We start from the raw sequence: 24,146 nt of genomic DNA on the forward strand, positions 1-24,146 counted from the left end.
CCGCGCCGCAGGAGAGAGAGGGACCCGTGCCCGCCTACGCGATCGACGGCGTGATCCCCGTCGTGCACCCCCGCGCCTTCGTGCACCCGACCGCGAGCCTCATCGGCGACGTGGAGGTCGGGGCGGACTGCTACATCGGACCGCACGCCAGCCTGCGGGGCGACTTCGGCCGGATCATCGTCGGCGAGGGGGCGAACGTGCAGGACTCGTGCGTGATCCACGCCTTCCCGGGTCAGGACGCCGTCATCCGGCCGAACGGCCACATCGGTCACTCTGCAGTGCTCCATGGGTGCACCGTCGGATCGTTCGCCCTCGTGGGGATCGGCGCGATCGTGCTCGACGGCGCCGAGATCGGGGACGACGCGCTCGTCGCCGCGGGCTCGCTCGTGCCTGCCCAGAAGCAGATTCCGCCGCGCATGCTCGCGCTCGGCCGGCCCGTGCAGATCGTGCGCGAGCTCGACGACGACACTCTCGAGTGGAAGCGCAACGGCGTGCGGGTGTATCAGAACCTCGCGGCACGCAGCCTCGCGACGCTCGTCGAGGTCGCTCCGCTGCCGTGGGCTGACGAGGCACGCCCCCGCGTGAGCACCGGGGCGGACGTCGCCCGCCCGCTTCACGAACGACGCGGGCATCAGGACGAAGCGGACGCTCCCACCTGATGCGCCGCGTAGGCGCGTCGCACCTCGTGGGGCTGCCCGAACAGCTGGCCGAGGGCGTGGGCGCGCTTGAAGATCAGGTGCGCGTCGTGCTCCCAGGTGATCGCGATGCCGCCGTGCAGCTGGATGGCTTCGCTCGCCGTGAGAGAGAGCGCCTCGCTGCACCACGACTTCGCGGCGAGCGACAGACGCTCGGCGTCGGGGTCGCCCGCGGCGAGAGCCGCGGTGGCAGCACGCGCGATGGAGCGCGCCGTCTCGACCTTCACGTGCATATCGGCCATCCGATGCTTGAGTGCCTGGAAGGAGCCGATCTGGCGCCCGAACTGCACGCGCTGCAGTGAGTACTCGACCGTCATATCGAGCGCCCGCTGGGCCACCCCCACCTGCATCGCGCTGATGGATGCGCGAGCGAGCGTGGCGATGCGCGAGATGACGTCCGCATCCGCGCTCAGCAGGCGAGCCTGCGCGGCCTCGAGCTCGACGCGCGCGACGCGCAGCATCGGGTCCAGCGCCGGCGTGGGCGTGATGGTCGCGTCATCCATCGCCCCAAGCTCGAACAGCGCGGGGCCGTCGGGAGTGCGCGCGAGGACGATGAGCACGTCCGCACCCTCGCCGTCGAGCACGAGCGGCGCGGATCCGGTGAGCATCCAGGCGTCGTCGCGCGGCGCCGCAGCGATCCCCACAGCCGTCGGATCCCAGCGTCCGCTCGGAGCAGCCCACGCGAGGGCGGCGCGCTGGCTGCCTGAGGCGATCGCGGGCAGTAAGCGCGCGCAGCTGTCGGCCTCGCCAGCGGCGAGGATCGCCTGACCGGCGAGCATCGCCGAGGCGAGGTAGGGCGTCGGCGCGAGAGAGTAGCCGAGCTCTTCGAGCACGATGCCCGCCTCGACGAGGGTCGCGCCCAATCCGTCGAACTCCTCGGGGATCGCCACGGCCGCCGCGCCCATCTCCTCGACGAGCATCCCCCACAGCTTCGCGTCGAAGCCGGAAGGGCTCTCCGCGGCGGCGCGGGACGCGCCCGTGGGCGCGTGGCGTTCGAGAAGTGCGCGGACGGCGCCCGCGAGTTCGCTCTGCTCTTCGGTGAGTCCGGTGTCCACTGTGCTGTCCTTAGGAGGCGAGAAGGCTGCGGGCGATGCGGTCGCGGTGGTGCTCCTGGGTGCCCCAGGCCTGGTCATGGGCGACCGCGCGGGCGAGCCAGATGCTCACATCGTGCTCGCGGGTGTAGCCGATGGCGCCGTGCACCTGCAGCGCGGTCTGAGCCGCCAGGCGCGCCGCTGCGCCCGCTGCGACCTTGGCGGCCGACACGTCGCGAGAATGCTTGCTCGTGCCCGCGCTGAGGGCTGCGCCCCAGACGAGCGGCCGGGCGAAGCTCAGCGCCACGCGCACATCGGCGAGCTGGTGCTTGAGCGACTGGTACTGGCCTACAGGCGCCCCGAATTGCTCGCGGACCTTCGCGTACTCGACGGACTCTGCGAGGAGGCGCTCACCCGTGCCGACGAGTCCCGCCGCACAGGCGAGAGTCGTCTCGTCCACCGCTGATGCGATGACGGCGGGGTCGACATCACGGGGGCTTCCCGTGGCGGTGAGCGGGAACAGCCTCCGCGCTGGGTCGATGGAGGCGATCGCCCCCCCGGGGTCGGCGGCCGCCACGTGCGATTCGGCGATCGCGTAGTGGCGGTTCGCGACGTGCGCGTCGAGCGCGAGCGGGGCGATGCCGGCGACGGTAGCGGTGCCGATGAGCGTGCCGTCGGCGAGGCCGGCGCGATCCTCGTCGTCGACGAGGTGCGGCAGGAGCGCGATACTCTCGAGCATCGGTCCGGGCACGCTGTGCCAGCCCAGGCGCTCCGCGACCACGACGAGGTCGCTCGTGGAGCCGCCGAAGCCGCCCAGTGCCTCGTCGACGCGCAGGCCCATGAGGCCCGCCTCGGCGAGCTGCGCCCACAGGGCGAGCCCCGGCGCGGTGTCGCCGTCGACCCAGGCGCGGGCGACCCGGGCTCCGCCGTTGGCCGAGATGATGTCGTCGACTGCGTCGACGATCGCGAGCTGCTCGTCGGTGGACAGGAAGCGCATCACGCCTTCTTTCCGTCGCGCGGAAGCCCGAGGATGCGCTCCGCGATGATGTTGCGCTGGATTTCGTTCGTGCCCGCGTAGATCGGGCCGGCGAGGGAAAAGAGGTAGTCGTCGACCCAGCGGCCACCGTCGACGGCACCGCTGCCGCGCAGCTCGCCTTCGGCTCCCAGCATCCGCAGTCCCGTCGCCTGGATGTCCCGGTCGAGCTCCGACCAGAAGACCTTGTTCATGCTGCCCTCGGCGCCGACCGACTCCCCGTCGAGCATCCGGCTGACGGTGCCCCAGGTGAAGAGGCGGTACGCCTGCGCTCCGATCCATGCGTCGACCACGTCGTCGGCGGTGCGGGTGCCGACCGTGCCGCGCTCGCGGAACAGCTCGGTGAGACGGGCGCTCGCGGCGAGGAACCGACCGGGCGCACGCAACGACAACCCCCGCTCGTTGCCGGCGGTGCTCATCGCCACGCGCCAGCCGTCCCCGGGGGCGCCCAGCACGTCGCTGTCGGGAACGAAGACGTCGTCGAAGTAGATCTCGGCGAATCCGGTGTCGCCGTCGATCTGGGTGATCGGGCGCACCGTGATGCCCTCGGCGTCGAGCGGGAACAGGAAGTAGGTGAGGCCCGCGTGACGCGACGCGCTCGGGTCGGAGCGGAACAGTCCGAATCCGCGGTCGGCCCAGACAGCGCGCGAGCTCCACGTCTTCTGCCCGTTGAGGAGCCATCCGCCGCGCGCGTTGTCACGGGTAGCGGTGCTGCGGATGCTCGCGAGATCGCTGCCAGCGCCCGGCTCCGACCACGCCTGTGCCCAGATGAGCGAGCCGTCGGTCATGTGCGGGAGGTAGCGGGCGTGCTGCTCGGGAGTGCCGTACTCGAACAGGATCGGCGCGAGCAGCGAGATCCCGTTCTGGGAGACGCGCGTGGGGGCGCCGGAGAGGTAGTACTCCTCCTCGAACAGCACCCATTCGATCAGTCCGGCGTCGCGCCCGCCGTACTCGGCGGGCCAGGAGACGACCGACCATCCGCCCGCGTGCAGGGTGGCCTCCCATTCCCGATGGGCGCGGAATCCTGCTTCGCTGTCCATCGAGGGCAGCGGGGAGACTGGCACGTTCTCGGCCAGCCAGGTGCGAGCCTCGAGACGGAAGGCGTCCTGCTCGGGGGTGAGGTCGAGGTTCATGCGCTCGCCTTCTTGATGTCGGACACGTTGATGTTGCCAAGGGAGTCGGACTGCACCTCGGCGTTGTGGGAGTGCGCCACGTGGTGGAGGCCGAAGATGGAGTCCATGCCTGAGCGCATGCCCATGAGGTCCTCGGCCTGGTTGACGGCCATCTTGGTCAGGGCGAGCCCGAACCGCGGCATGCGGGCGATCCGCTCCGCGATCGCGAGGGTGCGGTCTTCGAGTTCGTCGCGCGGGACGACATGGTTGACCATGCCGAGTTCGTACGCACGCTGGGCAGGCATCCGCTCGCCGGTGTAGAGGAACTCCTTGGCTGCGCGCGGGTTCATGACCCAAGGGTGGGCGAAGAATTCGACCCCGGGGATGCCCATCTGCACCACCGGGTCCGAGAAGAAGGCGTCGTCGCTCGCGACGATGAAGTCGCACGACCAGGCCAGCATGAGCCCGCCCGCGATGCAGGCCCCCTGCACCATCGCGATGACCGGCTTCGGGATGGCGCGCCAGCGACGGCACATCCCGAGGTAGACCTCGGATTCGCGCGCGATGCGCGAGTCGGCGCCGAGGGCTCCGACGTGGTCCCACCAGATCACCGCTCGGCGGTCGAAGCTCTGGTCGATGTCGCGTCCGGGTGTGCCGATGTCGTGTCCAGCGCAGAAGTGGGTTCCCGCTCCGCCGAGGATGATGACGGCGACCTCATCGTCGTCGACGGCACGTGCGAAGGCCGAGTCGAGCGCGTAGGTCATCTGGGAGTTCTGGGCGTTGCGGTACTCCGGACGGTTGAGCCGGATGATCGCGGTGCTCCCCCGGAGCTCGTATGTGACGACGTCGGTGTCTGTCATCGCGCCCCACCTTTCGAATCGACCAATCAAGTGCTTGGTTGCTAGCATACGGGAAGTTGGGAAGCCGGTCTCGAAGAGATCCGAGTGGAGGTGAACGTGGGAGCGAGCAGCGAATCGCCCGAAGATGCAGCGTTCCGTGCGGAGATCCGCACATGGCTGGATGAGAACCTCACCGGCGATTTCGCCGCGCTGAAAGGTCTCGGAGGCTCCGGCCGCGAGCACGAGGCCTTCGACGAGCGCCGCGCGTGGAACCAGCACATGGCCGCACATGGCTGGACGTGCGTCGGCTGGCCGAAGGAGCATGGCGGACGCGGTCTCAGCCTGCAGCAGCAGGTGATCTTCCACGAGGAGTACGCGCGCTCGGAAGCCCCCGCGCGCATCAACCATCTCGGAGAGGAGCTGCTCGGGCCGACCCTCATCGCGCACGGCACCCCCGAGCAGCAGGCGCGGTTCCTCCCCGGTATCCGCGACGTCACGGAGCTGTGGTGTCAGGGCTATTCGGAGCCGGGCGCGGGAAGCGACCTCGCGAACGTCTCCACCCGGGCGCGGCTCGACGGCGATCGCTGGGTGATCAACGGCCAGAAGGTGTGGACCTCGCTCGCGACGCAGGCGATGTGGTGCTTCGTCGTCGCGCGCACTGGAGAAGGCACGCGGCGCCACGACGGGCTCTCCTACCTGCTCGTTCCCATGGACCAGCCCGGAGTCGAAGTGCGTCCGATCGTGCAGCTCACCGGCACGAGCGAGTTCAACGAGGTCTTCTTCACCGATGCTGTCACCGACGCATCCCTGGTGGTCGGCCCCGTCGGCGGAGGATGGCCCGTCGCGATGGCGACACTCGGCTTCGAGCGAGGCGTCTCGACCCTCGCGCAGCAGATCGCCTTCCGTCGCGAGCTCGACGCCATCATCGACACGGCTCGTGCGTACGGCCTGCTCGACGACGCCGTCATCGTCGACCGGATCGTGCGCGCCCAGATCGGACTCGACGTGATGCGCCACCATGCGCTGCGCACGCTCGGCGGAGAGCAGGGCTACGGGGCCTCTGTGGCGAAACTGCTCTGGTCGGGATGGCATCGGGATCTCGGCGAGCTCGCGATGCTCGTTCGTGGACCGAGCGCCCTCACCGTCGAGGCGCCCTATGAGCTCGACGTCGATCAGTCCCTCTTCCTCTTCACGCGCGCGGATACCCTCTACGGAGGCTCCGATGAGGTGCAGCGCAACGTCATCGCCGAGCGCGTGCTCGGCCTACCTCGAGAGGCTCGCGCATGAGACCCGCACGGACCCCGGACTACGTTCCCGCTCACGGTCTGCTCGCAGGACGCCGAGTCGTCGTCACGGCGGCCGCCGGTGCGGGCATCGGCTCCGCGGTTGCAACGCGCGTGCTCGAAGAGGGCGCCGCGCTCGTCGTGATCGGCGACACGCACGATGGCCGACTCGACGCGGCCCGCGCGGAGCTCGCGGAGCGCTTCGGCGACGACCGCGTGCGCGCCGCCGTGTGCGACGTCACCGACGAGACTCAGGTGTCGGCGCTGTTCGAACTCGCCGACGACGCCGGAGGCTTCGACATCCTCATCAACAACGCCGGACTCGGCGGCGAGGTCTCGGTCCTCGACATGCAGGACGACCAGTGGGCGAAGGTCATCGACGTCACGCTCACCGGCACGTTCCGCTGCATCCGCGCCGCAGGCCGCCGCTGGGTCGCCTCCGGCACCCGGGGCGTGATCGTTAACAACGCCTCCGTCATCGGATGGCGCGCGCAGGAGGGGCAGGCGCACTATGCTGCGGCGAAGGCGGGCGTCATGGCGCTCACCCGCTCGGCGGCGATGGACCTGGCCGAGCACGGCATTCGGGTCAACGCGGTGTCTCCGAGCCTCGCGATGCATCCGTTCCTCGCCAAGGTGACCACGCCCGAGCGTCTTGAGGAGCTCACCTCGCGTGAGGCGTTCGGCCGCGCGGCCGAGCCGTGGGAAGTCGCCAATGTGATGGTCTTCCTCGCGAGCGACTATTCGTCGTATATGACCGGCGAAGTGGTCTCGGTCAGCAGTCAGCACGCCTAACCCCAGCCAGAGGAGTCAACGATGACCATCGCATATCTCGTCGACGCGGTTCGCAGCCCCGTCGGTAAGCGGGGCGGCAGCCTCGCCGGCATCCACTCTGCCGACCTCGCAGCACACGCCATCACCGCACTCGTCGAGCGCTCGGGTGTGGATCCGGGGCGGATCGATGATGTGATCCTCGGCTGCACCGACACGCTCGGCTCCCAAGCTGGCAACATCGCGCGCACCGCGTGGCTCGTCGCCGGCTATCCCGAGCATGTTCCGGGAGTCACGGTCGACCGCCAGTGCGGGTCGAGCCAGCAGGCGGTGCACTTCGCCGCGCAGGCCGTCATGAGCGGCACGCAGGATCTGGTGATCGCGGGCGGTGTGCAGAACATGTCGGCGATCCCCATCTCGTCCGCCATGATCGTCGGCCAGCAGTACGGCTTCAGCACCCCGTTCGCCGAGTCGGACGGCTGGCGTGCGCGCTTCGGCGACCAGGAGGTCTCGCAGTTCCGGGCGGCCCAGATGATCGCCGACCGCTGGAGTCTCACGCGCGAGCAGATGGAGCAGTTCGCGTTCGAGAGCCACCAGCGAGCGATCGCCGCCGCCGACGAGGGGCGGTTCGCACGCGAGATCGCCCCGATCGCCGGGCTCGGTCACGACGAGGGGCCTCGCCGTGACACGTCGCTCGAGCGCATGGCGGGGCTCGACCCGCTCGCGGAGGGCGGCAGCATCACCGCGGCTGTCGCCTCGCAGCTTTCCGACGCCTCGAGCGCCGTCCTGGTCGCATCCGAACGGGCCGTGCAGGAGCACTCGCTCACCCCGCGCGCGCGGATCCACCACCTGAGTGTGCGGGCCGCGGATCCGGTGTGGATGCTGACGGCACCCATCCCGGCGACGCAGCACGCCCTCGAGCGCGCGGGGATGTCGGTCGACGACATCGACCTGTTCGAGGTGAACGAGGCATTCGCGTCGGTCGTGCTGGCGTGGCAGAAGGAGCTTGGAATCGAACGCGAGCGCGTCAACGTCAATGGCGGAGGCATTGCCCTCGGACACCCAATCGGAGCCACCGGCACCCGGCTGATGACCACCCTGCTGAACGAGCTCGAGCGCACCGGGGGGCGCTACGGCCTGCAGACGATGTGCGAGGGCGGCGGAGTCGCCAACGTCACCATCATCGAACGGCTCTGACCGTCACACGACGCACGGAGAGGCGGCGATGCGAGACCCGGATCGCCGCGCACCCTCACGTCGCGACCGCATCAGCGCACGATCATCGCGGAGGCCGTCTCGAGCTGGCCGACAGCCTCGGCGATGATGCGGTCGACGAGCTGCTCGCACGTGGGGATGTCGTCGATCACGCCCACCACCTGTCCCGCCGCGAGCATCCCCGCGGTGAGGTCGCCCTCGACGAGCCCGGCGCGGAGCATCTCGGGGGTGTTGGCGGCGAGCATCATCTGCGACCAGTTGCGCCCGGACGCCTTCTTCATCGCGACGGCGTCCCGTGCCAGCGCAGGCCAGCTGAGTCCGCTGCGGCGCTTGAAGTCGAACGAGCGACGCACGGTCGGAAGAAGCTGGCCCATCCCGCTGCCGCGCGTGAGCTGCTCGATGAACGGGGTTCGGAGCAGTCGGTGCGGCATGCCGTCGGCCTTCGTAGTGACCACGGTGCCGTCGAGGCCGTAGCCGAGATAGTGCCGCTTGACGGCGTCGGGCACGTCGCTGTCCTGCGTGAGCAGGAACCGCGTTCCCATGCCGATCCCAGCCGCACCCCAGGAGAGCGCGGCTGCGAGCCCGCGACCATCGGAGAAGCCTCCCGCGGCGATCACCGGAAGGTCGACGGCGGCGACCACCGACGGCACGAGAAGGGAGGTCGGGATCGCTCCGGTGTGCCCGCCGCCCTCGCCGCCCTGGACCATCACGGCGTCGGCTCCCCATGCGGCGACCTTCTCGGCGTGCCGCACGGCCCCCACTGACGGCATCACGACGATGCCCGCGTCCTTGAGCTGCTTGATGAGGTCTTCGCGCGGGGCGAGAGCGAATGAGGCGACGGCGACGTGCTCGCGGATCAGCAGCTCGACACGTTCGCGGGCGTCACCTGCATCCGAGCGGAGGTTGACGCCGAACGGCCGATCGGTGCCCTCCTTCACCGTGCGGATGGTCTGTTCGAGCTCGGCGTAGTTCATCGTCGCGGAGGCGATGATGCCGAGCGCTCCGGCGTTCGCGGAGCCGATCACGAGCGACGCGCCGGAGACCCAGCCCATGCCGGTCTGGACGATCGGATGATCCACTCCCGCGAGTTCGGTGAGCGGGGTTCGGAGTCGCTGAGGTGTGGTCATGGTTCGGGGATCTCGCGTTCTCGGTGGCGGTCGGGGTCGATCCGCTCTCGGATGAGTGTGAGTTCGTGGGCGTCGGGCGCGCGGGTTTCGGGCGTCACTGCAGGCACGTGGAGGGCGCATCCCGTCGCCTCGACGACGGCGGCGACCTCGACCCCGGGGTGCACGGTGCGCAGGGCGAGCGTGCCGCCCGGGCCGCTCAGGTCGAGCACAGCGAGGTCGGTGATGATCGCGCGGATGTCGTGGAATCTCGCAGCGGGGCCGAGCGCGCGGGCGCGGTCGCTTCCGATTCCGGTGACGGTGTCGACGCGGTCCACGAACACGCGCGGCTGGTGGCGCGCGACGAAGTAGCTCGTGGGGTGGTTGATCGTGTTGGCGGCCGCGGCGCGGGCACCGAGAAGCTGGCGGGTGGGGCGATCGTGCGGGCCGATGGCGGAGAGGTTCTGGTTGCCGTGGCGATCGAGCTGGGCTGCACCCATGATGACGTGGCGTCGCCCGCTCGCGATGAGCTCGAAGAGCGCGCGATAGGGGAGCGAGCCTTCGCGCACCTCGAAGGGGTGCCCGATGGGCGGGGTGTCGGCGTACAGGGTCGCCGCGCCGTCGCTCAGCAGCAGTGCGGGGTTGTGCGTCAATCGGGCGAGCCGTGCTCCGATGCTCGGGATGATGCCCGTGGGACTCGCGAGAATCGCCCCGGCTCCGAGGAAGAGGTCGCCGCAGGCGGTCGCGGCGATCTCGGCGCGAGTGGCGGCGGCGCTCATCGCGGCTCCGCTCCGGCGGCACCCGCGACGAATCCGGCGAGGTAGGCGCGGCGGGTCTCGTCATGGTCCGCCGCCGCCGCATAGCTGCGCTGCGCGTTCTCGTCGCGCGAGCGCAGCGGCGGGTTGGCGGTGAAGCCGACAGAGTCCTCGACGACGACGACATGATCCACGACGGTGCGGGGGATGTGCAGCGTCGAGGGGTGGGCTGCGCCGAGCTCTTCCGTCTCGACGAGGAGATCCGTCGAGACGATGGTGGTTGCGGCGGCGCCCGCGAACAGATCGTCGAGGTGCGGGTCCTCGCCGAGGCACTGCACGTTCCCGCGCCGGTCGGCGCGGTCGGCGTGGAGCAGCGCGAGATCGAGGGGGATCGCGGGCATGGCGACGAGCGTCTCGCCTGTGTAGGGGCAGGGAATGGTGCGGATGCCGGACCCTTCGCGCAGCGCGTCGCTTCCGAGGCCGGCGCGGGTGGCCTCGAACCCGAGGCGCCGCGAGGCGGCGCGCAGCCCTGCCCCGAGCATCGCTTCGTCGAGTTCGAGGGTCTCGACCTCGCCCGCCTGACGGGCCCGCGCGAAGTGCGGGTCGATGGGGATGCTGTCGAGGGTGACGAAGCCGTGGACAATGCGTCGCGCCTGTCCGCTGGCGCAGAGGAGGCCGACGTCCGGCCCGCCAAAGCTCACGATGGTGAGATTCTTCGCGCCGGACGAGATGACGGCGCGCACGAGCGCGAGGGGCTTGCGGCGCGAACCCCACCCTCCGATGCCGATGGTCATCCCGTCGCGGATGAGCGTCGGCACGTCGCGCTCGGCGAGCGTGATGTCGATCACGTACGGAGGTTTCGCCCGTCGGCGACGAAGGCATCGCGGTGCTCGTCGGCCACACCGGCGAGGTTGAGCTCGAAGGTGAAGCCCTGCTCGAACCGGTAGCTGCGGTTGACATCGATGGGGTCGATCCCGTTGAGCGCTTCCTTGGCAGCGCGGATGACTCGGGTGTCCTTCGCAGCGATCTCCGTGGCGAAGGCGAGTGCTGTGTCGTCGAGCTGGTCACGCGGGACGACGTTCTCGACGGTGCCCCAGTCTGCGAGCTGGCGGGCGGTGATGGTGCTGCTCGTGTAGTACATCGCGCGCAGCTTGTGGTGCGGCACGAGGCGCGAGAGGTGGGTGGCCGCGCCGAGCGCACCGCGGTCGACCTCGGGGACGCCGAAGTAGGCGTCGTCGGAGGCGATGATCACGTCGCTGTTGCCGGCGAGTCCGACGCCTCCGCCGAGGCAGAACCCGTTGACGGCTGCGATGACGGGGATGGAGCACTCGTAGATGGCTTTGAAGGCAGCGTAGCAACCCCGGTTGGCGCCGAGGATGCCCGAGAAGTCGGCGATGGCCTGCATCTCCTTGATGTCGACGCCCGCGTTGAAGCCGCGCCCTTCCGCGCGGAGCACGACGGCGCAGGTGTTCGCGTCGAGCGAGGCCTCGGCGAGGGCGTCCGCGACATCGAACCAGCCGGCGACGGGGAGTGCGTTGACCGGCGGGTAGTCCATGGTGATCACGCGCACGCCACGATGGTGCATCGTTGATGTGACAGCCATTTGGGTTCCTCCCCGTCGGTTGCTATGTTTACCCTAGCATTTGCTTGGTCGCCTGCTGAGAAGGATCTCCATCCCGTTCAGTGAGACGCGAGGCGGCGCCCCGCCGCACCGCGCCGCAGACTCAGGCACCACGACGAGGAGGTCGACAATGCTCGATTACGAAGACACCCGCCGAACTGTCTCAGTCAACGGCCACGAGTTCTCCTTCCACGAGGCAGGTTCCGGCACCCCGCTGCTGATGTTGCACGGTTCAGGGCCCGGCGTGAGTGCCTGGTCGAACTTCCAGCACAACCTGCCGGTGCTCGCCGAGCACTTCCGCGTGATCATGCCCGACCTGCCCGGCTTCGGGCGCTCTGACCTGCCCCACATCGATGAGGTCTACCCGGCGTTCGCCGCGCGGTGGATGCTCCACCTGATGGATGCCCTTGAGATCGAGTCGGCGCACGTCGTCGGAAACTCGATGGGCGGCTCGATCGCCGCAGAGCTCGCCGATCTCGCTCCGGAGCGGGTCACCCGTCTCGCCCTCATGGGTCCCGGGGGGCTCGCGGTGAGCGTGTTCAACTCCGACCCCAGCGAAGGCGCCAAGCGCCTCTTCGAGTTCCTCGACGATCCCACGCGCGAGCGCATGGTCGCCTGGGTGGAGTGCATGGTCGCCGACCCGGCGCGCATCACCGACGAGCTCATCGACGAGCGGATGGCGAACGCTACCGCTCCCGGCGCCGTCGAGCGGGCCAAGGAGATCTTCGGCTCGATCTTCAACCCGGCTCTCGCCTCGCGCCACCGCCCGCTGTGGACGCGTGCCGCCGGAATCCAGACCCCGACCCTCATCATCTGGGGGCGTGAGGACCGCATGCTGCCGTACGACCAGGCGCACTTCGCCGTCCGCCAGATGCCCGACGGCGAGCTGCACACCTTCGCCCGTTGCGGGCATTGGGCGCAGATCGAACGCAAGAACGAATTCGAGCGCCTCGTTATCGAGTTCTTCACCCGGGACTGACCCAGTCCCACCGCCGGATTGGCGCAGAGTCGCGCCAACGAGTAAGGAGAAAGATGAACACCCGACGCACCAGTCGGCGCTGGCTCGCCCAAGCAGCGCTCGCAACCACCCTGCCCGTCGCGCTCGTCCTGAGCGGTTGCGCGCCGTCCGCCGAAACCAGCAATGACGCCCCCGCGGGAGAGCCTCGCACCTCGATCGTCATCGGATCGACCTACGAGCACGACGGCTTCGACCCGATGAACCCCGCCTCGGCCTCGGCCAACGGCGAGCGTCTCGTCCCCGTGTTCGACACGCTGCTGCGCGTCGACACGAACGGCGCAGCGGTGCCGCAGCTCGCCGCCTCCGTCGAGTCGCCCGATGGGGCCACCTGGCGCTTCGGCCTGCGCGAGGGGGTCACATTCACGGACGGCACCCCGCTGAATGCCGACGCCGTGATCTACAACCTCGAACGCCACCGTGCACCCGACTCGCCCTCGTCGAGCCAGTACCTGCTCGCCGACGTCGTGAGCATGGTCGCCGAGGATGACCTCACCGTCGTCATCACCCTGGGCTCGCCGAACTTCTCGTTCCCGTACAGCTTCACGGCGTCGGGCGCGCTCGGACTCATCGGATCGCCCGCCGCGTTCGAGGCCGACCCCGAGGGCTTCAACCGCGCCCCCATCGGCGCTGGTCCCTACATCGTCGAAGAGTGGGTTCCGGACGACTACGTCAAGATGACCGCCAACCCCGACTACTGGGCGGGTGAGCCGGAGATCAAGGAGCTCACCTACCGAGTGCTCCCCGACGGCCAGTCGCGTGAGAACGCGCTCGTGAGCGGCCAGCTCGACATCACCGTCGCCGCGGGCAACTTCGAGGCGATCTCGAACAACAGCGACCTCACCGTCTACGCCCACGGCGCACGCGGCGGCATGTCGTTGCTCCCGAATACGAGCGTCGCCCCGCTCGACGACCAGCGTATCCGCGAGGCGATCCTCATCGCCTTCGACTCGGCGAACTCCAAGCAGGTGTTCTTCGGCAACTCGGACATCTGGGACGGCACTCGCGGCTGCATTCCGTTCGGTGCGGGCACCCCGCAGTGCGAGCCGAGCTCGGTGAAGACCGACGTCGAGCGCGCCAAGCAGCTCGTCGCCGAGTACGTCGCCGAGGGCAAGAGCGCAGCGCTCGAGATCATGACTACCGGATGGCTCGGCTCGTCGGCTGAGTACGTCGACCAGGTGCTCAAGTCGATCGGCATCGAGTCGACCATCAACTCGGTCAACCCCGGCGACTACATCCCCACCCTCTACGGCGGTGACTTCCAGCTCGGCATGTGGCAGATGGTTCCATTCGAGTCGTTCTACCCGCTCGGCTACACCATCTTCAGCAACCAGGCGCGCAACGTCATCCAGCAGCAGGATGCGGAGTTCGAGGCCGCTCTGCAGACCGGCGTCAACGCCGCCACGCAGGCCGAACGCGACGCAGGCCTCCGCGAGATGCAGAAGCAGTGGAACGACAAGGCGTACGTCACCTGGATCAGCCCCATGGCACAGGTCGTCGTCAGCCGGGCCGACGTGAGCCTCGGCGAGGGTTACCTCGGCGGACTCGCCTTCTACCCGCAGGACATCAGCATCGGCTGATGGCCTCGCGCGGGGCGGGCGTCAGCCCGCCCCGCGCACCCCTCCCTCCCTATCCCGGAAGGAACCACAGATGGCGTCACTGCCGATGCCGACGCAGGCGATCCCTGCCGTCGCTCCTCGCAGGAGGCGGATCGACACGCGCGCTCTGCGCCGCATCGGGATGCGAGCCGCGCACCTGCTGATCGTGCTGTTCTCGGTCACGTTCCTGCTCTCGTTCATGCTCGATCTGCTGCCCGGCGATCCAGCCGCGACCATCGCGGGGGAGAGCGCGAGCGACGCGCAGATCGAACGCGTGCGCCAGGAGCTCAACCTCGATGAGCCGGTCATCGTCCGCTATGGCCTGTGGGTCGCCGATGTTGTCTCCGGCGACCTCGGCACGTCATACCGCACCACCCAGCCGGTCGGCGAAGCGCTCCTTCAGCGTCTCCCGGTGTCGCTCGAGCTCATGCTCCTCGCGCAGATCATCGCGCTCGGCATCGCGGTGCCCACGGCCGTCTACTCGGCCTGGCGCCCACGCTCGTGGGTGGGCCGGATCACCACGCCGGGATCGACCTTTGCGATCTCCACGCCGGAGTTCGTCGTCGCGATCGGGCTCATCCTTGTGGGGGCGATGTGGCTGCGCTGGTTCCCCGCGACTGGATACACCCCCTTGGACCACGGGCTCTGGCTCAATCTCGTCTCGTTGACCCTGCCGGCCATCGCGATCGCGATGGAACCCGCAGGCTCCTACACCCGGATCCTCCGCTCGGACATGTCGCGCACGCTCGGGCAGGACTTCATGCTCGCGGCGAAGGCCAAGGGCATGCCCGTGCGCAACCTCCTCTTTCGCCAGGCGCTGCGGCCCTCGTCGCTGTCGATCGCGACTCTCGCAGGGCTCAACATCGCGCGGCTCCTCGGCACGGTCGTCGTCATCGAGACGCTCTTCGGGCTCCCCGGCATCGGACGCCTCCTCGTCGAGTCCATCAACAACGCCGACATCGTGATGCTCCAGGGCGTCGTGTGCGTGATCGCCATCGCGTACGTCGCCGTCAACATCCTCACCGACCTGGCTTATGCCCTCATCGATCCGCGGGTGCGCCATGGCCGCTGACAAGACCCTCTCCATCCTCCGCACGCGCCGCCGTCTCTCGGTCGCCGAGCTGCTGGCCCTCACCTGGCTCAGCCTCCTCATCCTGGGTGCGGTGTTCGTCGATCTGCTTCCCATCCCGAACCCCGAGGTTCCCGACTACTCGGCCTACATGTCGCCGCCGACCGACGGTCACCTGCTGGGTACCGATGAGCTCGGACGCGACATTCTCGCGCGCCTGCTCCACGGAGCACGCATCTCGCTGTCGCTCGCGGCGGCGGCCGTGGCGGCCGGTCTCATCCTGGGGCTCTCGCTCGGGCTCCTCGCCGGGTACTTCCGCGGCTGGCTCGACGCCGTCGTCGGCGTCATCACCGACACGATCCTCGCGTTCCCGGTGCTCATCATGATCATGGTGATCGTCGCCATCCGGGGTCCGTCGTACGAAGGGCTCATCGCGGGCCTCGCCATCGGAACCATGCCGGCGTTCGCCCGCATGGCGCGAGCCAACACCCTCACGTGGGCCAAGCGCGAGTTCGTGGTGGCCTCCGCCGGCCTCGGAGCACGGCACCCGCGACTGCTGGTGACGTCGGTGCTGCCCATGGTGGTCCCGCCGCTGCTCGTCTACGGCCTCGTGGTGGCGGCGCTCGTGATGATGGCCGAAGGGTCGCTGAGCTTCCTCGGTTACGGGGTGCCCGCACCCGCGGCGAGCTGGGGCAGCATGATCGCCTCCGGCCGTCAGGTGATGCAACAGGCGCCTCACGTGGTGCTCATTCCGGCGATGGCGCTGATCGCGACGGTGATGGCGCTCAACATTCTCGGCGACCGGCTCGACCGGCGAGGGGGGGACCTGCGATGACCTCGGCCACCGTGCTCGACGCGCGCAACCTGACTGTCGACATCGACACCGCGCGGGCGCGCATCCGCGTCGTCGCCGGAGTCGACCTGGAACTGCAGGCCGGTGAGGCCCTCGGGCTCGTCGGGGAGTCCGGCTCGGGCAAGTCGGTCTTCTCACGCTCCGCGATGGGACTGCACGAGGACGACGACATCGTCACCGTCGCCGGCTCCTCGGAGCTTCTCGGCGAGGAGGTGATCGGCGCCCGCGTCGGTCGGCTGCGCCAGCGCTGGGGCTCCGACATCTCGATCGTTCTCCAGGATCCGCTGGCCTCCCTCAACCCGGTGCGCCGGATCGGAACCCAGCTCACGGAGACGATCCGTCGACACCGTCCCCACCTGAAGCGAGCTGAGGCGCGCGCCATCGCGCTCGACCTCATGCGCAAGGTAGGCATCGCCGACCCGGTGCGGCGGCTGCGGGTCTACCCGCACGAGCTCTCCGGCGGCATGCGGCAACGGGTGATGATCGCGATGGCGCTGAGCGGCAACCCGAGCGTGCTGATTGCCGACGAGCCTACGACCGCGCTCGATGTGACGGTGCAGGCGCAGATCCTCGACCTGCTCGACCGTGAGCGGCGTGCCAGGCAGATGGGTCTCATACTGGTGACCCACGATCTCTCGATCGTCGCCGCACGCACCGACCGCGTGGCCGTGATGTACGCAGGTCAGATCGTCGAAGAGGCGCCCACAGCCCGCATCTTCGCCGGCCCCCGTATGCCCTATACGCGTGCGCTCCTCGACGCGGTACCTCCCCTCGAGGGGCCCACTCACGTGCGTCTCGCGGCGATCCCCGGATCTCCGCCCGACCCGTCGGTACCCGTCGCAGGGTGCCGCTTCGCGGACCGTTGTGCGTTCGCTGAGGAGCGCTGCCGCGCCGAGCAGCCGGAGCTGCGGCCGATAGACGGCGACGCGAGTCACCGAGTGCGGTGCCACTTCCCGCTACAGCCCACAGCAGTCGCCGAACCGGTGGGAGAAGCAGTATGAGCGCACAGGGAGCCAGCATGACCGGAGCAGAAGCGCCGCTCCTGCGGATCGAGGATCTCGTCGTCGAATACGGATCGCTTCGCGCGGTGGCGGGGGTGAGCTTCGATGTCGCTCGCGGCGAAACCCTGGGCATCGTGGGGGAGTCGGGGTGCGGCAAGTCGTCGATGGGGCGCGCGATCGTGCAGATGCCGCCGCCCACCGAAGGGTCGGTGGTTTTCGGCGGTGAGGATCTCACGACCATGTCGTCGCGCGAGCTGCGCCGCAAGCGGCTCGACCTGCAGATGGTCTTCCAGGATCCGCGGTCGTCGCTTCACCCGCAGCGAACGGTGCTCGACATCGTCGAGGAGCCCCTGCGCATCTGGAGAGTCGGCACCCGCGAATCTCGTCGTGAGGTCGTCGAAGAGACCCTCCGCGCCGTCGGCCTCGACCCCGAGGTGCATGGTCCTCGTCGCCCGGGCGCTCTCTCGGGCGGCCAGTGCCAGCGGGTCGCGATCGCACGCGCGCTCGTGGCGGGAGCCAAGGTTCTGGTCTGCGACGAGCCGATCTCCTCACTCGATGTATCGCTGCGCGCTACGGTGCTCAATCTGCTCGAGGAGCTGAAGGCCCAGCGTGACCTGACGGTCATCTTCATCGCCCATGATCTCGCGGTGGTGCGCAATGTGTCGGATCGCATCATGGTCATGTACCTCGGCACGGTCGTTGAGGTCGCGGAGTCGGCGGAGCTTTTCCTGTCGCCCCGGCATCCCTATACGCGCGCTCTGATTGCGTCGGTGCCGACGGTGGGGGAGCCTGCCCCTGCTCCGCTCGCCGGCGACCCGCCGTCTCCGCATGACGTTCCGACAGGCTGCCGCTTCCGGACACGCTGTCCGATCGCTGTCGACCGCTGCGCTCGCGAGACTCCGCGGCTGCGTGACGTCGGGGACGGTCACCTGGCGGCGTGCCACTTCGCGGATGCTGCCGCTCCCGCCGGTGCCATCACGGGCTGACGCGCGATGTCGATGGTCGAGCCGGCGGGTTCGAGCAGCCCGAACGCGATGGTGGATCGCGTCGTGCTGATCATGAACGCCTTCAAGGGGTCGCGCGCGCGTCTGGGGCTCGCCGATGTGGTCGAAGCGACGGGGCTGCCTCGGTCGAGCGCGCACCGGATCCTCCAGCAGCTGGCGGGCGCCGGCTGGCTGGAGCGGGAGCACAACGGCTACCGGCTGGGTCTCGGGATCTTCGAGCTCGGCGCGCTCGTCGGCTACCGCAGTCGCATCACACACGCGGCCCGTCCGCTGCTCAGGGAGCTGAGTGCAGGCCGCTACGTCGCGCACCTCGCCGTGCTGGATGGCACGGATGTGGTGTATCTGGACAAGGTCGCCGGCGCGACGCCCGCGAGGCTCCCGTCCCGCGTAGGGGGACGCGTGGCGGCGCACGCCACGGGCGTGGGGAAGGCGATCCTCGCTCACTCCTCGAACGAGATCGTCGATGCGTACATCGCGCGGGGGCTCGAACGGTACACCTCCACGACGCTCACCGAACCGGGGGAGCTCCTCGCCGAGCTGTCGCGGATCCGCACGCGCGGTGCCGCTTTCGACGACGGGGAGGCGGTTCCCGGGGTCTCGTGTGTCGCCGTGCCGATTTTCGATCGAGGTGCGGTGCACGCGGCGGTCTCGGTGTGCGCGGCAGCGGAGTCGCTCGATGTCCAGTCTCTTCAGGGGAGGGTGCGTGCGACAGCCGCGGCGATCGAGCGCCGTCTCGCGGAGGCGCGCCTGCCCGCGCCGTCAACGTAGTCATCTCGCTCAGCGGGACGAGATGCACTGAAAACGACGAGCGATTGTGAGCATGACAACGTGATGGATCAGACAACTATCCACGAGACGGCCGAGGAGCTGCTCCGCGCCGAACGCTCGCGCACCCCGGTCGCCCCGCTCGCGCCTCGCCTCGTCGGGATGACGGTCGACGACGCCTATGCGATCCAGTCCCGCGTCATCGAAGCGAAGCGCCGCGAGGGCGACGAGATCGTGGGGCACAAGATCGGTCTCACCTCGGGCGTGATGCAGCAGATGATGGGTGTCGACAGCCCCGACTTCGGACACCTGCTCGGCAGCATGATGCTGTCGGCGGAGGAGCCGGTTCCGCTCGGAGCGTTCATCCAGCCGCGCATCGAGGTGGAGTTCGCCTACATCCTGGGCGCCGACCTTCCTCAGGAGGGGTGCACGGCGGCTGATGTCGACGCCGCCACCGAGTGGGTTGTCCCCTGCCTCGAGCTGATCGACTCGCGGATCGTCGACTGGAGGATCGGCCTGCTCGACACGGTCGCCGACAACGCGTCGTCCGCCGCGGTCGTGCTCGGGACCGAGCGGATCCGCCCCTCCGACATCGACCTCACCGACCTCGCAGCGCGGCTCGACATCAACGGCGAGACGGTCGCGACCGGTTCCACCGCCGACGTGCTCGGCACGCCCGCGGGGGCCGTCGCGTGGCTCGCGAACGCTGTGGGCCAGTACGGGGTGCGCCTGAAGGCGGGCCATGTGGTCCTGTCGGGGTCGTGCACGCGGGCCATCGATGTAGTGCCCGGCGATGTCGCCGCGGCGGTTTTCACCGGACGTGAGCCGCTCACTGCGCGGTTCACCGACTGACAGGGAGAGCGATGACTAAGGCGACTGCCGCGATCGTCGGATCGGGCAACATCGGCACCGATCTGATGTACAAGCTCATGCGGTCCGAGAACATCGAGCTGAAGTGGATGATCGGCATCGACCCCGACAGCGACGGCCTTCGCCGCGCTGCCGACCTCGGCCTCATGACCTCGGCGGAGGGGGTGGACTGGCTTCTGCGGCAGGACCCGCTGCCCGACATGGTGTTTGAAGCGACCTCCGCCTACGCTCATGCGGCGAGTGCGCCCCGATATGAGGAGCTCGGCATCATCGCCGTCGACCTCACGCCCGCGGCGGTAGGCCCTGCTGTTGTTCCGGCGGTGAACGAGGGGGAGCACCTCGAGCGCCGCAACGTGAGCCTCATCACGTGCGGCGGACAGGCGACGATCCCGATCGTCGCGGCCGTCTCGCGGGTGGTCCCGGTGGAGTACGCCGAGATCGTCGCGAGCGTGTCGTCCCCGTCTGCTGGCCCGGGAACCCGGGCCAACATCGACGAGTTCACCCGCACCACCTCGCGCGGCATCGAGACGATCGGCGGCGCGAAGCGCGGCAAGGCGATCATCATCCTGAACCCGGCGAAGCCGCCGATGCTCATGCGCGACACCGTGTTCTGCCAGATCCCCGACGATGCCGACCAGGATGCGATCACGCAGTCGATCCTGAAGACGGTCGCCGATGTGGCCGAATATGTGCCCGGATACCGGCTTCGTGCGGAGCCCCAGTACGCCCCGGCGGACCCGGAGACTCTGTCGCCAGCCCGCGTGGCCGTGTTCCTCGAAGTCGAGGGCGCGGGCGACTACCTGCCGGCCTACGCCGGGAACCTCGACATCATGACCGCCGCGGCCACCCGTGCGGGGGAGCGCCTGGCGGCGCAGATCATCTCGACCCGGGAGGCATGACATGCCCTTTTCCGACACTCTCGACTTCCGCATCACGGACTCGTCGCTGCGCGATGGATCCCATGCGATGCGTCACATGTTCACGCATGAGCAGGTGCGCGATGTGGTGCGAGGCCTCGACGACGCCGGTGTGCCGGTCATCGAGGTCAGCCACGGTGACGGCCTGGGCGGGTCGTCGTTCAACTACGGCTTCGGCGCGACCTACGATCTCGATCTGATCTCGACGGCGGTCGAGACCGCGACGCGCGCCAAGATCGCATTCCTCATGCTCCCGGGCCTCGGCGTGAAGGACGACATCCTCACCGCCGCCGACCGCGGGGCAGCCATCTGCCGGATCGCGACGCACGCCACCGAGGCGGATGTCGCGGCGCAGCACTTCGGTCTCGCGCGTGAGCGTGGGCTCGAGACGGTGGGCTTCCTGATGATGTCGCACAGTGTCTCGCCCGAGGAGCTGGCGAAGCAGGCGCGCATCATGGCCGATGCGGGCTGCCAGTGCGTGTACGTGGTGGACTCCGCGGGGGCACTGGTGCTCGATGACGTCTCGGACCGGGTCTCGGCTCTCGTGGCGGAGCTGGGCTCGGATGCGCAAGTGGGCTTCCACGGGCACGAGAACCTCGCGCTCGCCGTGGCGAACTCGATCATCGCGTATCGGGCGGGTGCCGTGCAGATCGATGCGTGCACGCGACGGCTCGGCGCGGGCGCGGGTAACACCCCCACCGAGGCGCTCGCCGTGGTGGCGGAGCGGCTCGGCCTGAAGACCGGGGTGGATCCGGTGAAGATGATGGACGTCGCCGAGGATGTGGTGCGCCCGATCATGTTCGACGACTGCAAGCTCGATCGCCTCGCTCTCACGATGGGCTATGCGGGCGTGTACTCGAGCTTCCTGAAGCACGCGGAGCGTCAGGCGGAGCGTTACGGCGTCTCGGGTGCGCTTGTGCTGCGTGAGGCGGGGCGTCGAGGGCTGGTGGGCGGCCAGGAGGACCAGCTCATCGAGATCGCGGCGTCGATGGCGTCAGGTAAACTACCTGCCTAGCGTTTGCTTGGTTAGGACCGCACGAGGCAGGGAGGCCGACCGATGACAGGAATGCTCGACGGACGCGTGGCGATCGTGACAGGAGCTGGTCGGGGACTCGGGCGCGCCCACGCGCTCGAGCTCGCCGGACAGGGGGCGCACGTGGTGGTCAACGACCTCGGCACGAGCCTCGACGGCAACGGGGCCTCCACCGACCCCGGCCAGAGCGTGGTCGAGGAGATCATCGCCGGGGGAGGCAGCGCGGTCTCCAACGGCGCGGACATCTCCGACTTCGACCAGGCCGCCGGCCTCGTGAACCAGGCGATCGATGCGTTCGGCCAGCTCGACATCCTCGTCAACAACGCCGGGTTCGTGCGCGACCGGATGCTCGTCAACGCCGACATCGACGAGTGGGAAGCCGTGATCCGCGTGCACCTCACCGGCCACTTCGCCACGATGCGCCATGCGGCGGCGTACTGGCGACAGGAGTCGAAGGAGGGTCGCCAGCCCGACGCGCGTATTATCAACACCTCCTCGGGTGCCGGACTCCAGGGATCGATCGGACAGTCCGCGTATTCCGCAGCGAAGGGCGGGATCGCGAGCCTCACGATCGTGGCCGCCGCCGAGCTCGCGCGGTACGGGGTCACTGTCAACGCGCTCGCTCCCTCGGCCCGCACCCGCATGACCGAGGGGCCGTTCGCCGCTCAGATGGCGGCGCCCGAGGACGGGTTCGACCGCATGGACCCAGCCAACGTCTCGCCCGTGGTCGCCTGGCTCGCGAGCGCCGACGCGGCCGACGTCACCGGACGGGTCATCGAGATCGGCGGCGGCGCGCTCACGGTCGAGCACGGATGGCGTCACGGCCGCACCATCGACCTCGAGCGCCGCTGGGATGCGTGCGAGGTCGGAGCCGCCGTCCGAGAGCTCATCGCCGAAGGCCCCGCTCCCGAACCGGTGTACGGCACGTGAGCGCCGCGGACTGGATCGGCCGCGACCTCGGCACGCGCGTCGTGGCGTACACCGAGTACGACGCGATCCTGTACGCGCTCGCCGTGGGCGCGCCCGCCGATCGACTCGACCTCGTCTTCGAGGACCAGCTGCGCGTGCTCCCGACCTTCGGGCTCACCCTCGCGCAGTGGGCGCCCGACGTCCTCGCGCACGCGGGCGCCTTCGACAGCCGATCCGTGCATGGCGCGCAGACGCTCACCGTGCATCGGCCGCTGCCGCGATCGGGTGAGCTGGAGCTGTGCGCGCGCGTCTCGGGCGTGTGGGACAAGGGGGCGGCGGCGATCTTCGAGATCGATGTCCAGTGCGCCGAGTTCACCGCGCGATGGTCGATCTTTGCCCCGGGCGCGGGAGGCTTCGGAGGCGACCGCGGTCCCGCGCGCACGCCGGCTGTCGAGGCCCCGGTCACCGCCGAAGTCGAATTGCCGCTCGCGCCCAACATGGCGGCGCTGTACCGCCTCACAGGCGACCGCCACCACATCCACATCGACCCGGCGGCGGCATCGCGCATCGGGCAGGACAAACCCATCATGCAGGGGCTGTGCACTCTCGCCGCGGCGGTGCTGCGACTCGCCGATGCCAGCGACGCGCATCCGGCGGAGCTGACCCGACTCGAGGGCCGATTCACCGGCCCAGCGCTCCCCGGAGACGTGCTGCGCATCCGCCAGCAGGGCGAGGGGCACTTCGACGTCGCCTCGCCCGCCGGCTCTCCCGTCATCAGCGACGGCAAGGCCGTCTTCTCATAGACCGCGCACTGCGAGCCACCTTTTCGAACCGCGCGCATCCGTGCGCCCCACGCCCACAGAGGAGTCACCGTGAAGATCCTGGTATTCACCAAGGAGGTTCCCGACACCTACGGAACCCGAGCCCTCGACCTGCACACCGGTCTCGTCGATCGCGCAGGCGGCGACCGCGTGCTCGACGAGATCGGCGAACGCGCGCTCGAGGCAGCACTCGCTCTACGGGACGCGGGACGCGAGGTCGAGATCGTCGTGGTCACCATGGGGCCGGATGAGGTGGCTGCGTCTGTGCGCAAGGCGCTCGCGATGGGTGCCGACCGCGCGATCCACGTGAGCGACCAGGAGCTCGTGGGCGCCGACCTCGCCACGACCGCCCAGGTGCTCGCCGCCGTCGCCCGCCGGGAGAACCCCGATCTCGCGATCTTCGGCAACGTGTCGACCGACGGTGCGGGCGGAGTCATCCCGGTGATGGTCGCCGAGCACCTCGGCGTGGGAGCCCTGACGGCACTCACGACGCTCAACCTCGACGGCGCCGAGGTCCGAGGGTTGCGGGTGGCGGACGGAGCGGCCGCTGACGTGCGCGCCGCGCTGCCCGCGGTGGTGTCGATCACCGAGGCTTTCCCCGAAGCACGATTCCCCAACTTCAAGGGCATCATGGCCGCGAAGAAGAAGCCCTACGAGCAGTTCGCCCTCGCCGATCTCGACCTCGCCGTGCGGATCGACGAACCGAGGACCATCCTCGTCGCTGTCGCCCAGAAGCCCGCCCGCACGCAGGGCACCATCGTCGTCGACGCCGGAGATGGGGGCGAGCAGCTCGCCCAGTTCCTGCTGTCGAAGAAGCTCGTCTGAGAGGCCGTTCA

25 protein-coding genes are annotated in these 24,146 nt (G+C 69.3%); 17 read left to right on the top strand and 8 right to left on the bottom strand.

Annotated elements, in window-relative coordinates; genetic code table 11:
• Positions 1-26: 26 nt before the first annotated feature.
• Positions 27-659, top strand: coding sequence for a gamma carbonic anhydrase family protein (locus HCR12_RS02300; protein ID WP_166868176.1), 633 nt, complete (start codon positions 27-29; stop codon positions 657-659).
• On the opposite strand, the gene HCR12_RS02305 is transcribed toward HCR12_RS02300, so the two are convergent.
• Genes HCR12_RS02305 through HCR12_RS02320 form a run of 4 tightly spaced genes read right to left on the bottom strand, consistent with a single transcriptional unit; the run spans position 632 to position 4,731 of the window.
• Positions 632-1,750: an acyl-CoA dehydrogenase family protein gene (locus tag HCR12_RS02305; protein WP_224763594.1), complete on the bottom strand. Its 1,119-nt coding sequence runs from the start codon at positions 1,748-1,750 to the stop codon at positions 632-634. The two genes, HCR12_RS02300 and HCR12_RS02305, sit on opposite strands and share 28 nt — an antisense overlap.
• 10 nt (positions 1,751-1,760) lie before the next feature.
• Positions 1,761-2,723: an acyl-CoA dehydrogenase family protein gene (locus HCR12_RS02310; protein ID WP_166868172.1), complete on the bottom strand. Its 963-nt coding sequence runs from the start codon at positions 2,721-2,723 to the stop codon at positions 1,761-1,763.
• On the bottom strand, positions 2,723-3,892 hold the full coding sequence (locus HCR12_RS02315; RefSeq protein WP_166868170.1) for an acyl-CoA dehydrogenase family protein: 1,170 nt from the start codon (positions 3,890-3,892) through the stop codon (positions 2,723-2,725). The genes HCR12_RS02310 and HCR12_RS02315 overlap by 1 nt, the downstream gene beginning before the upstream one ends.
• Positions 3,889-4,731, bottom strand: a complete 843-nt coding sequence (locus tag HCR12_RS02320; RefSeq protein ID WP_166868168.1) for an enoyl-CoA hydratase — start codon at positions 4,729-4,731, stop codon at positions 3,889-3,891. Before HCR12_RS02320 ends, HCR12_RS02315 begins: the two co-directional genes overlap by 4 nt.
• Positions 4,732-4,815: 84 nt before the next feature.
• On the opposite strand from HCR12_RS02320, the gene HCR12_RS02325 reads away from it, so the two are divergent.
• Genes HCR12_RS02325 through HCR12_RS02335 form a run of 3 tightly spaced genes read left to right on the top strand, consistent with a single transcriptional unit; the run spans position 4,816 to position 7,958 of the window.
• Complete coding sequence (locus HCR12_RS02325; protein ID WP_166868166.1) at positions 4,816-5,997, top strand: acyl-CoA dehydrogenase family protein; 1,182 nt, start codon at positions 4,816-4,818, stop codon at positions 5,995-5,997.
• Positions 5,994-6,785, top strand: coding sequence for an SDR family oxidoreductase (locus tag HCR12_RS02330; protein ID WP_166868164.1), 792 nt, complete (start codon positions 5,994-5,996; stop codon positions 6,783-6,785). The genes HCR12_RS02325 and HCR12_RS02330 overlap by 4 nt, the downstream gene beginning before the upstream one ends.
• A gap of 21 nt (positions 6,786-6,806) precedes the next feature.
• Positions 6,807-7,958 (top strand): acetyl-CoA C-acetyltransferase, encoded by a 1,152-nt coding sequence (locus HCR12_RS02335; RefSeq protein ID WP_166868162.1) that lies wholly within the window; start codon positions 6,807-6,809, stop codon positions 7,956-7,958.
• A gap of 71 nt (positions 7,959-8,029) precedes the next feature.
• Here the strand turns inward: HCR12_RS02335 and HCR12_RS02340 are convergent, their stop codons facing one another.
• The 4 genes from HCR12_RS02340 to HCR12_RS02355 are packed head-to-tail and all read right to left on the bottom strand — an operon-like array spanning position 8,030 to position 11,437.
• Positions 8,030-9,103 (bottom strand): NAD(P)H-dependent flavin oxidoreductase, encoded by a 1,074-nt coding sequence (locus tag HCR12_RS02340; protein ID WP_166868160.1) that lies wholly within the window; start codon positions 9,101-9,103, stop codon positions 8,030-8,032.
• Positions 9,100-9,858, bottom strand: a complete 759-nt coding sequence (locus HCR12_RS02345) for a CoA-transferase (RefSeq protein WP_166868159.1) — start codon at positions 9,856-9,858, stop codon at positions 9,100-9,102. Before HCR12_RS02345 ends, HCR12_RS02340 begins: the two co-directional genes overlap by 4 nt.
• A complete protein-coding gene (locus HCR12_RS02350) occupies positions 9,855-10,682 on the bottom strand; it encodes a CoA transferase subunit A (protein WP_166868157.1) in 828 nt (275 codons plus the stop codon). The genes HCR12_RS02345 and HCR12_RS02350 overlap by 4 nt, the downstream gene beginning before the upstream one ends.
• Entirely contained in the window at positions 10,679-11,437 is a 759-nt protein-coding gene (locus HCR12_RS02355; protein WP_166868154.1) for an enoyl-CoA hydratase family protein, read from the bottom strand. Before HCR12_RS02355 ends, HCR12_RS02350 begins: the two co-directional genes overlap by 4 nt.
• A gap of 148 nt (positions 11,438-11,585) precedes the next feature.
• On the opposite strand from HCR12_RS02355, the gene HCR12_RS02360 reads away from it, so the two are divergent.
• From HCR12_RS02360 to HCR12_RS02420, 13 genes are all read left to right on the top strand, one after another.
• Complete coding sequence (locus HCR12_RS02360) at positions 11,586-12,434, top strand: alpha/beta fold hydrolase (protein ID WP_166868152.1); 849 nt, start codon at positions 11,586-11,588, stop codon at positions 12,432-12,434.
• Between the two features lie 53 nt (positions 12,435-12,487).
• The gene (locus tag HCR12_RS02365; RefSeq protein ID WP_166868149.1) at positions 12,488-14,050 is read left to right on the top strand and encodes an ABC transporter substrate-binding protein; all 1,563 of its coding nucleotides are present in this window, start codon (positions 12,488-12,490) and stop codon (positions 14,048-14,050) included.
• Positions 14,051-14,120: 70 nt separating this feature from the next.
• Complete coding sequence (locus HCR12_RS02370) at positions 14,121-15,140, top strand: ABC transporter permease (RefSeq protein WP_166868147.1); 1,020 nt, start codon at positions 14,121-14,123, stop codon at positions 15,138-15,140.
• Positions 15,130-15,972, top strand: coding sequence for an ABC transporter permease (locus tag HCR12_RS02375; protein ID WP_166868145.1), 843 nt, complete (start codon positions 15,130-15,132; stop codon positions 15,970-15,972). The genes HCR12_RS02370 and HCR12_RS02375 overlap by 11 nt, the downstream gene beginning before the upstream one ends.
• Positions 15,969-16,991 carry an ABC transporter ATP-binding protein gene (locus HCR12_RS02380; protein WP_166868143.1) on the top strand — a complete coding sequence of 341 codons (1,023 nt, stop codon included), beginning with the start codon at positions 15,969-15,971 and terminating at the stop codon, positions 16,989-16,991. The genes HCR12_RS02375 and HCR12_RS02380 overlap by 4 nt, the downstream gene beginning before the upstream one ends.
• A gap of 17 nt (positions 16,992-17,008) precedes the next feature.
• Positions 17,009-17,977: an ABC transporter ATP-binding protein gene (locus HCR12_RS02385; protein WP_166868141.1), complete on the top strand. Its 969-nt coding sequence runs from the start codon at positions 17,009-17,011 to the stop codon at positions 17,975-17,977.
• Positions 17,978-17,983: 6 nt separating this feature from the next.
• Positions 17,984-18,763 carry an IclR family transcriptional regulator gene (locus HCR12_RS02390; protein ID WP_224763596.1) on the top strand — a complete coding sequence of 260 codons (780 nt, stop codon included), beginning with the start codon at positions 17,984-17,986 and terminating at the stop codon, positions 18,761-18,763.
• A 63-nt stretch (positions 18,764-18,826) separates the two neighbouring features.
• Complete coding sequence (locus tag HCR12_RS02395; RefSeq protein WP_166868139.1) at positions 18,827-19,612, top strand: 2-keto-4-pentenoate hydratase; 786 nt, start codon at positions 18,827-18,829, stop codon at positions 19,610-19,612.
• An 11-nt stretch (positions 19,613-19,623) separates the two neighbouring features.
• Positions 19,624-20,529: an acetaldehyde dehydrogenase (acetylating) gene (locus HCR12_RS02400; RefSeq protein WP_166868137.1), complete on the top strand. Its 906-nt coding sequence runs from the start codon at positions 19,624-19,626 to the stop codon at positions 20,527-20,529.
• A gap of 1 nt (position 20,530) precedes the next feature.
• Positions 20,531-21,562 carry a 4-hydroxy-2-oxovalerate aldolase gene (gene dmpG, locus HCR12_RS02405; RefSeq protein ID WP_166868134.1) on the top strand — a complete coding sequence of 344 codons (1,032 nt, stop codon included), beginning with the start codon at positions 20,531-20,533 and terminating at the stop codon, positions 21,560-21,562.
• A 42-nt stretch (positions 21,563-21,604) separates the two neighbouring features.
• Complete coding sequence (locus HCR12_RS02410; RefSeq protein WP_166868132.1) at positions 21,605-22,510, top strand: SDR family oxidoreductase; 906 nt, start codon at positions 21,605-21,607, stop codon at positions 22,508-22,510.
• Positions 22,507-23,292 (top strand): MaoC/PaaZ C-terminal domain-containing protein, encoded by a 786-nt coding sequence (locus HCR12_RS02415; RefSeq protein WP_224763598.1) that lies wholly within the window; start codon positions 22,507-22,509, stop codon positions 23,290-23,292. The genes HCR12_RS02410 and HCR12_RS02415 overlap by 4 nt, the downstream gene beginning before the upstream one ends.
• 69 nt (positions 23,293-23,361) lie before the next feature.
• Positions 23,362-24,135, top strand: coding sequence for an electron transfer flavoprotein subunit beta/FixA family protein (locus HCR12_RS02420; RefSeq protein ID WP_166868128.1), 774 nt, complete (start codon positions 23,362-23,364; stop codon positions 24,133-24,135).
• Positions 24,136-24,146: the final 11 nt, after the last annotated feature.

Source organism: Salinibacterium sp. ZJ70, assembly GCF_011751865.2.
In the GTDB taxonomy this organism is placed as follows: domain Bacteria; phylum Actinomycetota; class Actinomycetes; order Actinomycetales; family Microbacteriaceae; genus Homoserinibacter.

What these genes read in the sequence shown, in the direction of transcription:
- HCR12_RS02310 (WP_166868172.1), bottom strand. Translation starts at nt 2,723, where the DNA reads ATGCGCTTCCTGTCCACCGACGAGCAGCTCGCGATCGTCGACGCAGTC.
- HCR12_RS02315 (WP_166868170.1), bottom strand. Translation starts at nt 3,892, where the DNA reads ATGAACCTCGACCTCACCCCCGAGCAGGACGCCTTCCGTCTCGAGGCT.
- HCR12_RS02320 (WP_166868168.1), bottom strand. Translation starts at nt 4,731, where the DNA reads ATGACAGACACCGACGTCGTCACATACGAGCTCCGGGGGAGCACCGCG.
- HCR12_RS02330 (WP_166868164.1), top strand. Translation starts at nt 5,994, where the DNA reads ATGAGACCCGCACGGACCCCGGACTACGTTCCCGCTCACGGTCTGCTC.
- HCR12_RS02335 (WP_166868162.1), top strand. Translation starts at nt 6,807, where the DNA reads ATGACCATCGCATATCTCGTCGACGCGGTTCGCAGCCCCGTCGGTAAG.
- HCR12_RS02340 (WP_166868160.1), bottom strand. Translation starts at nt 9,103, where the DNA reads ATGACCACACCTCAGCGACTCCGAACCCCGCTCACCGAACTCGCGGGA.
- HCR12_RS02345 (WP_166868159.1), bottom strand. Translation starts at nt 9,858, where the DNA reads ATGAGCGCCGCCGCCACTCGCGCCGAGATCGCCGCGACCGCCTGCGGC.
- HCR12_RS02355 (WP_166868154.1), bottom strand. Translation starts at nt 11,437, where the DNA reads ATGGCTGTCACATCAACGATGCACCATCGTGGCGTGCGCGTGATCACC.
- HCR12_RS02360 (WP_166868152.1), top strand. Translation starts at nt 11,586, where the DNA reads ATGCTCGATTACGAAGACACCCGCCGAACTGTCTCAGTCAACGGCCAC.
- HCR12_RS02365 (WP_166868149.1), top strand. Translation starts at nt 12,488, where the DNA reads ATGAACACCCGACGCACCAGTCGGCGCTGGCTCGCCCAAGCAGCGCTC.
- HCR12_RS02370 (WP_166868147.1), top strand. Translation starts at nt 14,121, where the DNA reads ATGGCGTCACTGCCGATGCCGACGCAGGCGATCCCTGCCGTCGCTCCT.
- HCR12_RS02375 (WP_166868145.1), top strand. Translation starts at nt 15,130, where the DNA reads ATGGCCGCTGACAAGACCCTCTCCATCCTCCGCACGCGCCGCCGTCTC.
- HCR12_RS02380 (WP_166868143.1), top strand. Translation starts at nt 15,969, where the DNA reads ATGACCTCGGCCACCGTGCTCGACGCGCGCAACCTGACTGTCGACATC.
- HCR12_RS02385 (WP_166868141.1), top strand. Translation starts at nt 17,009, where the DNA reads ATGACCGGAGCAGAAGCGCCGCTCCTGCGGATCGAGGATCTCGTCGTC.
- HCR12_RS02390 (WP_224763596.1), top strand. Translation starts at nt 17,984, where the DNA reads ATGTCGATGGTCGAGCCGGCGGGTTCGAGCAGCCCGAACGCGATGGTG.
- HCR12_RS02395 (WP_166868139.1), top strand. Translation starts at nt 18,827, where the DNA reads ATGGATCAGACAACTATCCACGAGACGGCCGAGGAGCTGCTCCGCGCC.
- HCR12_RS02400 (WP_166868137.1), top strand. Translation starts at nt 19,624, where the DNA reads ATGACTAAGGCGACTGCCGCGATCGTCGGATCGGGCAACATCGGCACC.
- dmpG (WP_166868134.1), top strand. Translation starts at nt 20,531, where the DNA reads ATGCCCTTTTCCGACACTCTCGACTTCCGCATCACGGACTCGTCGCTG.
- HCR12_RS02410 (WP_166868132.1), top strand. Translation starts at nt 21,605, where the DNA reads ATGACAGGAATGCTCGACGGACGCGTGGCGATCGTGACAGGAGCTGGT.